9 protein-coding genes and 2 pseudogenes are annotated in these 12,769 nt (G+C 68.8%); 6 read left to right on the forward strand and 5 right to left on the reverse strand.

Going from position 1 to position 12,769, the window contains the following annotated elements; all coding sequences use genetic code 11:
- Positions 1-73 precede the first annotated feature (73 nt).
- Positions 74-1,358, reverse strand: a pseudogene (locus ACFVXJ_RS30835) (IS256 family transposase).
- Between the two features lie 590 nt (positions 1,359-1,948).
- On the opposite strand from ACFVXJ_RS30835, the gene ACFVXJ_RS30840 reads away from it, so the two are divergent.
- Both ACFVXJ_RS30840 and ACFVXJ_RS30845 read left to right on the forward strand, forming a co-directional pair.
- The gene (locus tag ACFVXJ_RS30840; protein ID WP_389666730.1) at positions 1,949-2,350 is read left to right on the forward strand and encodes a hypothetical protein; all 402 of its coding nucleotides are present in this window, start codon (positions 1,949-1,951) and stop codon (positions 2,348-2,350) included.
- A 101-nt stretch (positions 2,351-2,451) separates the two neighbouring features.
- Positions 2,452-2,706, forward strand: a pseudogene (locus ACFVXJ_RS30845) (transposase); the annotation flags it as partial.
- Here the strand turns inward: ACFVXJ_RS30845 and ACFVXJ_RS30850 are convergent.
- The 4 genes from ACFVXJ_RS30850 to ACFVXJ_RS30865 all read right to left on the reverse strand — a co-directional run bounded on the left by ACFVXJ_RS30850 (position 2,673) and on the right by ACFVXJ_RS30865 (position 7,783).
- Complete coding sequence (locus tag ACFVXJ_RS30850) at positions 2,673-3,524, reverse strand: hypothetical protein (protein WP_389666746.1); 852 nt, start codon at positions 3,522-3,524, stop codon at positions 2,673-2,675. The pseudogene ACFVXJ_RS30845 and the gene ACFVXJ_RS30850 sit on opposite strands and share 34 nt — an antisense overlap.
- Positions 3,525-4,362: 838 nt before the next feature.
- Positions 4,363-5,910: a hypothetical protein gene (locus ACFVXJ_RS30855; RefSeq protein ID WP_389666732.1), complete on the reverse strand. Its 1,548-nt coding sequence runs from the start codon at positions 5,908-5,910 to the stop codon at positions 4,363-4,365.
- Positions 5,911-6,267: 357 nt separating this feature from the next.
- Complete coding sequence (locus ACFVXJ_RS30860; RefSeq protein ID WP_389666734.1) at positions 6,268-6,459, reverse strand: hypothetical protein; 192 nt, start codon at positions 6,457-6,459, stop codon at positions 6,268-6,270.
- A gap of 337 nt (positions 6,460-6,796) precedes the next feature.
- A complete protein-coding gene (locus ACFVXJ_RS30865; RefSeq protein WP_389666736.1) occupies positions 6,797-7,783 on the reverse strand; it encodes a LuxR C-terminal-related transcriptional regulator in 987 nt (328 codons plus the stop codon).
- Between the two features lie 277 nt (positions 7,784-8,060).
- On the opposite strand from ACFVXJ_RS30865, the gene ACFVXJ_RS30870 reads away from it, so the two are divergent.
- From ACFVXJ_RS30870 to ACFVXJ_RS30885, 4 genes are all read left to right on the forward strand, one after another.
- Positions 8,061-8,264 (forward strand): hypothetical protein, encoded by a 204-nt coding sequence (locus tag ACFVXJ_RS30870; RefSeq protein ID WP_389666738.1) that lies wholly within the window; start codon positions 8,061-8,063, stop codon positions 8,262-8,264.
- A gap of 5 nt (positions 8,265-8,269) precedes the next feature.
- Positions 8,270-8,539, forward strand: a complete 270-nt coding sequence (locus ACFVXJ_RS30875; protein ID WP_389666740.1) for a hypothetical protein — start codon at positions 8,270-8,272, stop codon at positions 8,537-8,539.
- A gap of 144 nt (positions 8,540-8,683) precedes the next feature.
- Entirely contained in the window at positions 8,684-10,702 is a 2,019-nt protein-coding gene (locus ACFVXJ_RS30880) for a CHAP domain-containing protein (protein WP_389666742.1), read from the forward strand.
- 156 nt (positions 10,703-10,858) lie between these two features.
- Positions 10,859-12,679, forward strand: coding sequence for a transglycosylase family protein (locus tag ACFVXJ_RS30885; RefSeq protein WP_389666744.1), 1,821 nt, complete (start codon positions 10,859-10,861; stop codon positions 12,677-12,679).
- Positions 12,680-12,769 lie beyond the last annotated feature (90 nt).

Raw genomic sequence — 12,769 nt, forward strand, 5'->3', positions numbered from 1 at the left:
ACAACCTCGCCCTCGCCGGATAAACGAGCGGCCCACTCACGGCCCACGACGTCAGAGCCGCCCCGAAGATCATTTACGGGACAACCCTTAGGGAGCCCGGGTGTGTCCAGTAGACGGCTGATCCAGTTTTTAAGGCGTTCAGGGGTGCCTTCCAGCGCATGGTCCACCGCTTGCGGCCTTTGCCGGTGGGGTCCAGGCTCATCAGCGCCCTGTAGACGCACTTGAGGGCCGCGGCATCGTTGGGGAAGTGTCCGCGGGCCCGGACGGCCTTGCGGATGCGGGCGTTGACGGACTCGATCGCGTTGGTGGAGCAGATGACCTTGCGGATCTCGACGTCGAAGGAGAGGAAGGGTACGAATTCGGCCCAGGCGTTCTCCCAGAGCCGGATGACCGCCGGGTACTTCTTGCCCCAGGCTTCCTGGAACTCGCTGAACCGCTCTGTCGCGGCGGCCTCGTTCGGGGCCGTGTATACGGGCTTGAGCGCCTTGGCGATCTTGTCCCAGTCCTGACGGGCCGCGTGCCGGAAGCTGTTCCTCAGCAGGTGAACGACACAGGTCTGGACAATCGTTCGAGGCCAGACCGTCTCCACGGCCTCGGGCAGGCCCTTCAGCCCGTCGCAGACCAGCATCAGGACATCGTCGATACCCCTGTTCTTCAAATCCGTAAAGACGCTCAGCCAGTACTTCGCGCCCTCGCCGCCGTCACCGGCCCAGATCCCCAGGATGTCCCGGTGGCCTTCGGCCGTGACCGCCATCACGACGTAGACGGGGCGGTTCGCGACCTGCCCGTCCCGAATCTTCAAGTTGATGGCGTCCACGAACAGCACCGGGTAGACGCGGTCCAGCGGCCGGTTGGACCACTCCGCCATCCCGTCCATCACCTTGTCGGTGATCGTGGAGATCGTGGCCTTGGACACGCTCGCGCCGTAGACCTCGGCCAGGTGCGCGGAGATCTCACTGTGTGTGAGCCCCTTCGCGGACAACGACAGCACCAAGGCGCCGCTGCCGCTTCTTCACGATGGCCGGCTCGAACGTGCCTGCCACATCCCGGGGGAGCTTCACCTCGATCGGACCGACATCGGTCAGCACCGTCTTCGCCCGCGTCCCGTTGCGGGAGTTGCCGCTGCCCCGGCCCTCGACGTCGTGCTTCTCGTAACCGAGATGATCGGTGATCTCGCCCTCCAGGGCGGACTCCAGCACCCGCTTGGTCAGCTGCTGCAACAGCCTGCCCTCCCCAGTCAGCCGCAGACCCTCGCTGCGGGCCCGGTCCACGAGCATCGCGACCAACTGCTCATCACTCGCCGGCACAACCGCCGTCGGCTCGCTGCCCGGTATCTGCTCGATGGTGGTGTCGCTCATCTGGCGTCTCCTTGATCATCGGATCCGCCGATCATTGAACACTCCCCCGTTCTCCAGGACTTCCTGCGTTCAGGCTCCGATGCAGCCTTCTATCATCTGTGTGAGCTGACCGGCCAGCATTCCTCAGTGCGTCTGTCCGGCGGTGTCGAGCGGGCGGGGCGGGTGGAGCGGTGCGTTGGAGAGTGCGCAGGAGTGCCCCTCATGAAAAGGCCGGGGGCAGACTGCCTGGTACTGGGCCCTCGAACCGGTGGAAGGCTCAGGGCGATCTGTGGCAGGCATGGCTGCGGCATTCGGTGGTGGGCGTCGATCTGCTCATGTGGTGGACGAACGCAAGCAATCTACGCGGCCTGGTGGGGGACGGCCGTTATCGGGAACGTCTCATCGTCCTGCTGTCTCAAGCGTCACCGCGGGACTGCGCGGCGATAGGGCTCGGTTGTGAACGTCGGATCGACCGGCCATGCCGGGAACCGCAGACTTGCAGCCGTCCCCCCGTCGAGGGCCCGGCCGCCGACGCTCCGGAGTTCCGCATAGGCCCGATACCGGGGGCCTGTAGCTCCTTCGTGGACTGCTGGAGGGGAACCGGGCTGCACGTGGAATTCACCTCCGACGACCGTCATCGGGCCGTGCACTTGAAGGACAAGACCGAGAAGGTCGGCGTGTGGGTGGACGGTGTCCCACTACCGGAGGACGCCTGGCTGGACGTGTCCGGGTACTGGGTCGACGACCGGTTCTACGTGGTGCAGGCCGCAGGCCCGGAGGACCACCCTGAACAGGAGCTCGCTATGGGCCATCTGGGCTGCAGGGTTCTCGCTGTGGTCATCCACGACGTCCAGCAAGCCACTACCCGGGTGATCGTGCCGGAGGCCACGGAGACGTGGACCGATCCATGTGTGCGTTTGGACGGCGGCACATGGCGCCTGTACGCGGATGGGGCCACCGCCGAGGCCGGCAGGCCGGTGCGATTGTTTCCTGCCGTACCACCGTCGGTCTGAGAGGTCATTCTGGGCCGGTATGACGGTCTTGTGGTCGCCTGATCGTGTGGGTTTGGGCGGTTCGGGCCGGTCGCGCGGCTTGGTCCTGTTGGGCTGTCTGGGTGAGTGACCGCAAGCCCTACAAGAGCGACCTGTCCGATGAGCGGTGGGCGCTGATCGAGTCGGTGATCTCGGCGTGGAAGGCCGACCATCCGTCCCCGACTGGGCATCAGGGTCGGTACGAGATGCGGGAGATCGTCAACGCGATCCTGTACCAGGGCAGGACCGGCTGCCAGTGGGACTATCTCCCGCACGACCTGCCGCCGAAGTCGGCCGTCTACTACTACTTCGCGGCCTGGCGCGACGACGGCACAGACGCGAGAGCACCCGGCACAAGCTCAAGCGCCTGGTCGGCCTCGGCGTTCTTGCCGAGACCGAACCGGGCCTGTTCATCCGGCGCCGCCCGTAGCAGCCCTCTGTTCCGGGCCACCCGCCCGTCACGGCTGCCGCACTTGCCATCCGGCTCACGACGCGATCGCCAGTGCCCCGTCATGCGGAGCCACTGCATCGTCGTGACGAGCTCTTCGCCGAATTCCTCGCAGAGCGCGAGCAACTCGCGACCCGTGGACGAGTCGAGCAGCCCCGCGGAATCGGGGAGAACCCCGAGAGCACCGTGGCAGGCGGTCTCGACAGCGAAGTGGCGCGACGCGAAGTAGCCCTCGCTCGCCCGGTCCGCCAGGTCGGCGTCGGCGAGGTACTGGCTGTGGGCTTCCTCCGCGGGGTGGGAGTAGAAGGAGCTCTCGACGAGACCGTCGAGGTAGGTCGCCAGGCCGGCCGAGGCTTCGACCACTCGCTCGACTTCGTCCACGCCAGGCTTGTCCAGCAGCTCGCCGAAGGTCAGCAGGTTGCTGATGCTCTCCAACTGGAAGAGCTGGACCGTGTCCGGGTCGACTTCAGACGTGAAGAGCGGGGCCGTGCACAGCTCGGCGATTGCTCGCCGGTATGCGCCATCCGACTGCCCACCAGCGGGTGATGCTGCCAGTCGGAACAGCGACTCCAGCAGAGACTGGTCAACGCCCCACTCTGCTTCCAATTCGAACGCGAGCATCGGCGCGCGCCACCGCCACAGGGCCAGGACGGCCGCCTGACGCTGGTGGACGGGCTTCAGGTCCGCCAATCGTTCGATCCGCACCACGTTCTTGAGTCAGCCCCTCTGATCTACCGTCCCCGCCCGCGCCCTCTACCTCGAGACACTGTAGAAGCCGCCGAAGTGCCAGGGGGAATCGGGCATACCGGTTCAGAATGTCCTCTCAGACCACCACCCCTAGATACGGGGTGGGTGGGAACCCGCTGTGTACGGCGTGCAGAGAACATCTGAGGGAGGCACAGCACCGCCACGCGTGAGGCATCCCGGGTGGTCTCCGGCAGGCCCTCTAGTAGGGCTGATGCTGGTCGTGGGGACCTGGGTGTGTGGAGGAGGGGCCGGGGTGATGTTGCGGTCGCCGGTGGAGCCGATGCTGGCGCAGGCTGTGGAGTCGGTGCCGGGCTCCGGCGTGCTGGGCGAGCCGGCGTTTGAGCAGAAGTTCGACGGTTACCGGGCGCTGCTCTTCACGGGGACCGGGGCGGCCGCGGACCGGCTGCTGGTGCAGACCCGGCGCGGGATCCTGATCGAGGACCGCTTCCCCGACCTCGTCACCGCCACCGCGCAGCTCCCCAACGGCCTGATCCTCGAGGGCGCGCGGACAGATCCGGGGACTTGCCCAGTTGCTCGAGGACGAGGCTCTCCAGCCGTGCCTGCGTCGGCGAAGCCGCGGGCGCAGTTCGGAGGCCAGTACGGCGCGACTGGCCACTGCACTCGGACCAGTAGCGGAGTTTGCGGGACTCCCCCGAGGAGCGGTCGCTCAGGGCAGTGTGTCTTCCTGACGCGCCTCTGCCTGATCCCGGATCGGGCAGAGGCCGGAACGTGGGCCGCCTCGGGCCGCCGCCCATCGTGCAACCGTGGCCGTGCCAGGTCGAGCGACACGGTCACGGGTTCACTCGGACGGGCGGGTGCTCGAAAACAGGGGACAGCCGAGGGGGAGGACGCGTTCGGTCAGCTGCCCGGTGAGATGGGTGTCGGTGAGGGCGGCGTCGGTGAGCCAGTCCGTTGCGGTCAGCTGGTCGACCAAGCGCTCCAGTTCGCCGTCATCGGCTGGGACCAGGGCGGCGACAGCGTTCAGGCTGATGCCGTGGCCGCCGGGGCCCAGGCGTCCTGATGCCGTGTTTTGGGTGGCCAGGGTCAGGGCTAGGAGCCGGGTGGCGGAAGTGGCTTTGGCCTTGCGGAGTTTCTTGTCCGAGATGATCTTCTGGGCCCAGCCGGAGAGTTTGGGCCGCATCTTCTTGCCGAACGTGAACGGGCCCGTCCCGTCCGCACGGGGCGCAAGTGAGGGGACGGTGATCGGGGTGGCGTTCTCCGGCCGGGAGGCGAGCAGGTCGCCGGCGGTGCCAGGGAGGGACGGCCAGCCGCAGCCGGTCAGCTTCTCGACCAGATCCTGCGGATCGGTCAGGCCCAGCGCGGTGAGGTCTTGGCCGACGAGGTTGCCGGTGCCGGTGTGCGCGGTGCGCAGGGTCAGCATCAGCACCAGAAGTCGTGCGTCGGGTCCGGGCAGCGGGGTGTGGTCGGCTACGTGCGCGAGGACGGAGCGTGCGTGCTCCCACTGCCCCGGGACGTTCAACAGCCGGGTTACGGCCGGCCCGTCGTCGGCGGTGATGTTGCCGGTGCGCTGCTGGTGTTGGAGGCGGGCGGTGGCGGCGGCCTGCTCGGCGCGCCGGGCCTCCCACCGCAGGGCCCCCTCGCTGGTGACGTCGGCCCAGGTGGTGAAGGCGCGGGCCTTGCGTTCCTGGAGGTCGGCGAGGAGCGCCAGGTCGGGCTGGTCGCGCTGCTGGTAGGCGCGGAAGAGGGCGCCGAGTTCGATGAGTTCGTCTCGTAGGACGACGGGCCGCAGATCGTGGGGGATGATCCGCTGGGCGATTTTCGCCTGGTGTGGGCGGCGCTGCGCCGGTGTGGAGCGGGGAGCCGGGAGCGGGCCGGCGGCGACTTGGTGGTCGGAGACCTGCGGCGCCGCCGCCGCACCCGCGGTCGGGATGGTCGGGGTGGTCGGGTGGTCCGCGGCCGCGCGTGCCTGGGAGGTGGCGGCGGTCTTCGCTCCGGGGGTGGCGGCCGCGCAGCGGGAGCAGCACTCCATCACCTGCCACCAGCGGCCTTCCCGGTCGGTGACTACGGCCAAGACGACCGGGCCGCCGCACCGCCAGGGGTCCATACGCGGCCGGCCGGTGTGGGGAAGATGGGTGTGGCAGTCCGCGAGCCGGCACGCGCAGTACGCCGCGGGTCTCGGGGCGGGGGCGACGCGCAGGTGGGCCTTGATGTGGGCGACCGCGGCCGCCCGGCCGGCGGCCGCGGACGGCAGACGCTGCTCGACACAGCCGGGCCGACTGCACGAGATACGCACCGCAGTGCTGCCCCGGCCGGCGGCGTCCAGACGCACCGTCCAACGCCGCCCCGGCACCCGCTCGTCCAGCTCACTCACCACGGCCTGCGTCATCCCGGTCTTCCTCCCGTCATGCATCTCCGATACCGCCGCCCACGCCGCGCACCGGGCGGCAGTGCGGGCGACCTGGACACCGTATTGGGCACCAAGGCGAAGCATGTTGGACTCGCCGCGGGCGGACGGCGTCAATTGAGAAGGTCAGGTGCTCCTCGTGGTCGCCGGCATACGCACCGGCCCGTCTCACAAATTACGGCCTGTCGCAGCGCGCCCTGACCTGAAAGGGCGGTCACCGGTGAGTTGTCCGGTGACATTTTTGGTGAGTGGTGACTGACGAGTGGTGCGCGGCGGTGGCTGAGCTGCACGCCCGGTTCTGGCCTGGGGGAGGCGGGATGGGGGCGCCCGGTGGGTCAGTCACGGAGCGGCGGTGGTACCCGGGCCGAGGGTTCGCCGGCTGGGGATGGCCTGGTGGTCGTCGGTGGCGGCTTGGGCGGGCGGGAGCATGTCGGTGCCCTCGGCGGCGAGTCGGGCTCGGCGCCCGTCCGGGGCTCCGGTGGCGGGTGTGGTGGGGCGGGGGCCGGTGCCCAGTGGGCGGCGCTCGATCATGCGGACAGTCTCCCGTCGCCGGCTCCGCCTCGGTCAACTGGGGGGAACCTGGAGGGGGAAGCCTAGAGGGAAGCCGCATTTCCGAAGGTCCTGCATTTTGCCTGGCCAGAGGCCATTTTTTTTTCTGGCTGGTGAGTAGCCGGACTTACAGGTGTGGAGGGGTAGGAGGGTGCTGCGCCGGTTGGGGTGGCGCGGAGTGCCAGGCGACGATCTGGTTCACACGCGTTGTTCCAGTGGGGCATGGGCAGGCCCGGCAGGAACGGCGAAGTGGGTAGCCTGGCAGGGCCGCCGCACGGCGCCGTGCGGCGGTCGGTGGCCGGGGTGGAGGTGGAGGTGGTCAGAGCCAGCCGCGTTGGGCTGCCTTGAGGCCCGCCTCGAAACGGCTGGTGGCGTGCAGTCGTTCCATCAGGGCGGCCATCTGGCGGCGCACCGTACGCAGCGAGACGCCCAGGCGTTTGCCTGCGGCCTCGTCTGTCAGGCCGGACGCCAGTAGCTTGAGTAGCTCCCGCTCGCCGGCGCTGATGCCGTCCTCGGCCGGCTGCTTGAGGTCCGCTCCCAGTGGTACGGCGGTCTCCCAGGTCTGTTCGAAGAGGGTGATCAGCGAAGCGACGATGCCCGGCGCCGTGGTGCACAGCGCGCCCAGCCGGGAGTCGGCCGGGTCGATGGGGACGACGGCGATGCTCCGGTCGAAGACCAGCAGGCGCGGTGGCAGCACGGGGCTGGTGCGTACCTGGCCGCCACGTTCGGTGGTCCACTGGGCGTAGGCGAACGTGGCCGGGTCGTTGCGGACGCTGTCCTGGTAGACGGCTCGCAGTTCGACACCCCGGGCCAGGGCCTGCTCGTCCAAGGGGCGTGAGGCGTCCAGGCTGGCCTGCGACTGTGCGCCGCCCGGGATGATCGCCAGGCATTCCTCAGTGAGATCACGGGTCAGGAGCTCCAGCCGCGTCTGGATGGCGTCCATCCCCACCAGCCGCTCCGTGCCGTCGGTCTCCGTGTTCGGGCGCAGGTGCGCGTATTCGGCGATGGCCCTCGCCGCCGCCGCCTTGCCGGCGGCCAGCTCCTGCTGGCGCCGCGCCAGGTCTTCCTCCTGGCGGCGCAGGATCAGTTCCAAGCCCACCTCGGGGCTGACGGCCCGCAGCGCGCCGGAGCTTTCCCGCGAAGGGGTGAGGAGGTTCAGGTCGACGAGTCGATCCAGAGCATCGTGTACGCGGGCTTCGGGGAGACCGGTGCGCGCGCCCAGTTCGGCCACCCCGCCGGACGGGTCCGCCAGCATCCCCCGGTACACGGAGTCCACATCCCCATCGAGCCCCAGTGCTTCCAGCATGTTCAGCCCCCCCAGCTGCTTTATGCGGACGGTGGGTCGAACCGCCCGAGATGATCTTAGTCGGCCTCCTGGGCGGCGGGCCGGGTGGCACCAAAGTGCCTGGCAGCCTGGTGACAGCCGCACCCCCTTCCTGCCGTCCGGACCGGCCAGCAAGATGGTGATCACCGGGACGGCGGGGCACGGAGCCCCACCCCAGGCCAGGGTCGAAAGACCGTGCCGGAGCAGCGCGCACCACCCGCACCGCACACCGCACGATCAGCACGTCCAGGGGGATTTCATGTCTCGTACCACCCGCTTCATCGCTGTCGCCGGCCTCGCCGCTCTGCTCTCTGCTGGCGCCGCCACCGCCGCTTCCGCCGCGCCCGTCACGGGCTCCGGCGTGATCGGCTGGGACTCGGCCCGCGCCGTCGCCTCCTCCGCTTCCACCGTCATCGGCTGGGACTCGGCCGCCGCCGACAAGCGCGTCATCGGTTGGGACTGACCCCTGTGAGGGTCATTCAGGCCTCGCTGCACCGCACGCCTCCCGGCCCGGCTCCCCAGGGGACCGCTCCCCTGATCCACGACCTGCTTTGGGCGCACGCCACACTCGCCGACGGTCTGGAACACATCCGGCCCCGCCCCACCGAGCAGGGGCTGGACCTCTTTCTCTTCGTACGCGCCCACAGCGACGCATCGGCCCTGCAGCAGATGCGCACCCTGCTCAACCGAGCCGACACCCCCATCGCCGCGCACGGTTTCACCGTCGCCGCCCCCTGAACTTCCGGCCGGGCGTCGGGCACACGCCACGCCCACCGGGTCACACCCCGCGTCGGAGCCCCGACGCAGCACCACAGCATCACGCACTCCCACCACCCCACGCCATCACCAGGGCACCGCCATGCCCGATTCCAGGAGACCGCCATGTCCAGCACCAAGACCCCCCTCCGTCTGAAGAGCGGCCTCGCCGCACTCGTCGCCGCCGCAGCGATCACCGGTCTCGCCATGGTGCCCGCCCATGCTGCTTCGGAGCTGGACCAGATGGCCGCCCTAGCCAAGAGCCAGAACGGCAACGGCCCGTGCGCCAACGGTGGTTATGACGACAACGTCAACCAGAGCAACAGTTGCGACGGCCACGGCGGCCAGTCGCAGGCTTGGTGCGCCGACTTCGTGGGCTGGGTCTGGTCCCATTACAACGTCACGGGCATGAGCACCCTCAACGACGCCGCCGCGAGCTTCTACGAGTACGGCGTCAAGTACGGCACGAAGTCGAGCACCCCGCACGTCGGCGACGCCGTCGTCTACGGGTACTCCAACGGCTACGCCCAGCACGTCGCCATGGTCACCGCGGTCAGCGGCGACGTGGTGACCATCACCGGCGGCAACCAGGGCCACAGCACCAACCCCGAGGGCATGGTCAGCACCTACTCGACCACCTCCTACCGGGTGGGCCAGGCGCCCTGGGGGCAGACCATCAGCGCCTACATCTCGCCGAAGCTCCAGGCCGCCACGCCGCCGAAGGTCAGCCTGAGCGGTATCGGGGCCACCGCCTCCGGCGTGGCGAATCTGTCCGCTTCGACCACGGCCGGCACGTACCCGGTCGCCTCCGTCCAGTACTACGTGGACGGCAAGCCGGTCGGCTCCAAGCTGACGAAGGCCCCGTACGGCTACGCCTTCGACACCAGCCGGGTCCCGGACGGCAAGCACATCGTGTCCGTCGAGGCGACCGACACCAACGGCAACACCGGCACCTCCCGTGCGCAGGTCATCACCTCGAACGGCGAGGCCACCTCCACCTTCCAGGCGGACTTCAACGGTGACGGCAAGGCCGACGTCGGGGTGCTGTACGACTACGGCCAGGAGGACAGCGGCTTCCACACCGGCCTGTGGACCTACATCAGCAACGGCAGCGGCTTCAACGCGCCGGTGAAGGTGTGGGACAACGTGAGCTCCGGCGTGGGCTCCTGGAACTGGGACCGCTCGAAGGTGACGACGGGCGACTTCAACGGGGACGGCAAGTCGGACATCGGGGTCCTCTACAACAACGGGCAGGACGCGGACGGCACGAACCACACCGCCCTGTGGACGTTCACCAGCACCGGCACCGGCTTCGCCAACCCGGTCAAGAAGTGGGAGAGCACCAGCTCCTGGAACTGGAACCGGTCCAAGCTGACCTCCGGTGACTTCGACGGCGATGGCAAGACCGATGTGGGCGTGTTCTACAACAACGGCCAGCAGGCCGACGGCACCAACATCTCCGCCCTGTGGACCTTCACCAGCACCGGCACCGGCTTCGCCGCCCCGGTGAAGAAGTGGGACAACGACGACCGCACCACCGGCTCGTGGAACTGGGACCGCTCCAAGGTCGTCTCCGGCGACTTCACCGGCGACGGCAAGGCCGACATCGGCGTGCTGTACGACAACGGCCAGCAGAGCGACGGCAAGAACATCACCGCCCTGTGGACCCTCACCAGCACGGGCTCAGGCTTCAACGGCCCCGTCAAGAAGTGGGACAACGACGACACCACCACCGGTTCCTGGAACTGGGACCGATCCAAGGTCACGGTCGGCGACTACAACGGCGACGGCAAGGCCGACGTCGGCATTCTCTACGACAACGGACAGACCGAAGACTCCCGCAACGTGTCCGCGCTGTGGACCCTCACCAGCACCGGCTCGGGCTTCAACGGCCCCGCCAAGAAGTGGGACTCCGGCAGCGACAGCTGGAACTCCAAGAGCAGCAAGATCACCTCAGGTGACTTCAACGGTGACGGCAAGACCGACGTCGGTGTGCTCTACGGCTACGGCCAGCAGGACGACGGCACCAACCGGACCGGCCTGTGGAAGTTCTCCAGCACCGGAACCGGCTTCAACAACCCGGCCCTGACCTGGGACAGCGCCAACAGCAGCAGCTGGAACTGGGACGCCAGCAAGCTCGCCTGACGAGCCGCCTGACGGGCCGCCCCTCTCACCGGGGCGGCCCTCCAGCCCGAGCGGCCTTGCAACCGGGCGGCGGGGGATCCCCTCCCCGCCGCCCCGGCCCGCTTCCCCTCCCGCGCCGTCCGGCGCCCCTCCTCCAGCTCCAGGAGCAGAATCCCGATGTCCCGCCCTGCCCCGCGCGTCCGCCTCACCGCCGCCGTCTCCCTCGTCTCCGTCGCCGGAATGGCCGGCTCCCTCCTGGCCGCCGCACCCGCCACGGCCGCCTCACTCGCCACCTGGGACAAGGTCGCCCAATGCGAGGCCACCGGCAATTGGCAGGCGATCGACTCCACCGGCACCTACTTCGGGGGCCTCCAGTTCTCCCAGTCCACCTGGCAGGCCTACGGAGGCCTCGCCTACGCCTCGCGGGCTGACCGGGCCACGAAGCAGCAGCAGATCCTGATCGGCGAGAAGGTGCTCAAGGGGCCGCAGGGCGAGCGGGCCTGGCCGCTTTGCGGGCCGCCCTCCGGGCTCGGAGCCGACCCCGCCGACCCGTATCCCGACCCGGTCCCGCCGGTGTCCAAAGTCACCGGCCCGGGCGCGGGCACCGTACTGACCGGCCCGGTCGCGCTCACCGCCTCCGTGACGGACGCGGTCGGCTCCCCCACCGGAGCCACCTTCTACGTGGACGGCACAGCGGTCGGCACGGACTCCGGTCCCGGCCCCTCGTACAGGGTGCCCTTCGACACCTCGGCCCTGGCCGACGGCCCGCACACACTCACCGTCAAGGCCGTGAACGACGCCGGCCAGACCGGCCCCGCTGCGGCCGCGGTCTCCTTCTTCACCGCCAACCGGTCCACCGCCACCCAGACCTCGGGCGACTTCAATGGTGACGGCAAGGCCGACGTCGGGGTGCTGTACGACTACGGCCAGGAGGACGGCGGCGCCAACCACTCGGCGCTGTGGACCTTCACCAGCACGGGCAACGGCTTCAACGCTCCGGCGAAGGTGTGGGACAACGTGGCCTCCGGCGTCGGTTCCTGGAACTGGGACCGCTCGAAGGTGACGGCGGGAGACTTCGACGGCGACGGCAAGTCGGACATCGGAGTCCTCTACAACAACGGCCAAGACGCCGACGGCGTCAACCACACTGCGCTGTGGACCCTCACCAGCACCGGCAGCGGCTTCGCCAACCCGGTGAAGAAGTGGGACAGCACCAGCTCCTGGAACTGGAACCGGTCCAAGTTGACCTCCGGAGACTTCGACGGCGACGGCAAGACCGACGTCGGGGTCCTTTACAACAACGGCCAAGACGCGGACGGCGTCAACCACACTGCGCTGTGGACCTTCACCAGCACCGGCAGCGGCTTCGCCAACCCGGTGAAGAAGTGGGACAGCACCAGCTCCTGGAACTGGGACCGATCCAAGGTCGTCGCCGCGGACTTCACCGGTGACGGCAAGAGCGACGTCGGCGTCCTCTACAACAACGGCCAGCAGGCCGACGGCACCAGCATTACCGCCCTGTGGACCCTCACCAGCACGGGCTCAGGCTTCAACGCCCCGGTCAAGAAGTGGGACAACGACGACACCACCACCGGCTCGTGGAACTGGGACCGCTCCAAGCCCGTGGCCGGAGACTTCAACGGCGACGGCAAGGCCGACGTCGGTGTCCTCTACGACAACGGGCAGGACGCGGGCGGCACCAACCACACCACCCTGTGGACGATGACCAGCAGCGGCTCCGGGTTCGCCGGCCCGGTCAGGAAGTGGGATTCCGGCAGCAACAGCTGGAACGCGGACGCCAACAAGGTCACCGCCGGTGACTTCGACGGCGACGGGAAGACCGATGTCGGGGTCCTCTACAACTACGGCCAGCAGGCCGACGGCACCAGCCGCACCGGCCTCTGGTCCTTCACCGCCACCGGCAGCGGCTTCAACGCTCCGGTCAAGAAGTGGGAGAGCACCAGCTCCTGGAACTGGTTCCGGAGCGACCTCGCCTAGTAGTGCTTTGTTAGCTGGTGTCGTGGGGCTGTCTTGGGGTGGGTTGTCGGCAGGTGGGGCAGGTGCCGGTCCAGGTGGCGATGAGGTGTT

The sequence above is a fragment of the Streptomyces sp. NPDC058279 genome, from assembly GCF_042881255.1.
GTDB lineage: Bacteria > Actinomycetota > Actinomycetes > Streptomycetales > Streptomycetaceae > Streptomyces.

What these genes read in the sequence shown, in the direction of transcription:
- ACFVXJ_RS30860 (WP_389666734.1), bottom strand. Translation starts at nt 6,459, where the DNA reads ATGATCGAGCGCCGCCCACTGGGCACCGGCCCCCGCCCCACCACACCC.
- ACFVXJ_RS30865 (WP_389666736.1), bottom strand. Translation starts at nt 7,783, where the DNA reads ATGCTGGAAGCACTGGGGCTCGATGGGGATGTGGACTCCGTGTACCGG.
- ACFVXJ_RS30885 (WP_389666744.1), top strand. Translation starts at nt 10,859, where the DNA reads ATGTCCCGCCCTGCCCCGCGCGTCCGCCTCACCGCCGCCGTCTCCCTC.
- ACFVXJ_RS30870 (WP_389666738.1), top strand. Translation starts at nt 8,061, where the DNA reads ATGTCTCGTACCACCCGCTTCATCGCTGTCGCCGGCCTCGCCGCTCTG.
- ACFVXJ_RS30855 (WP_389666732.1), bottom strand. Translation starts at nt 5,910, where the DNA reads ATGACGCAGGCCGTGGTGAGTGAGCTGGACGAGCGGGTGCCGGGGCGG.
- ACFVXJ_RS30880 (WP_389666742.1), top strand. Translation starts at nt 8,684, where the DNA reads ATGTCCAGCACCAAGACCCCCCTCCGTCTGAAGAGCGGCCTCGCCGCA.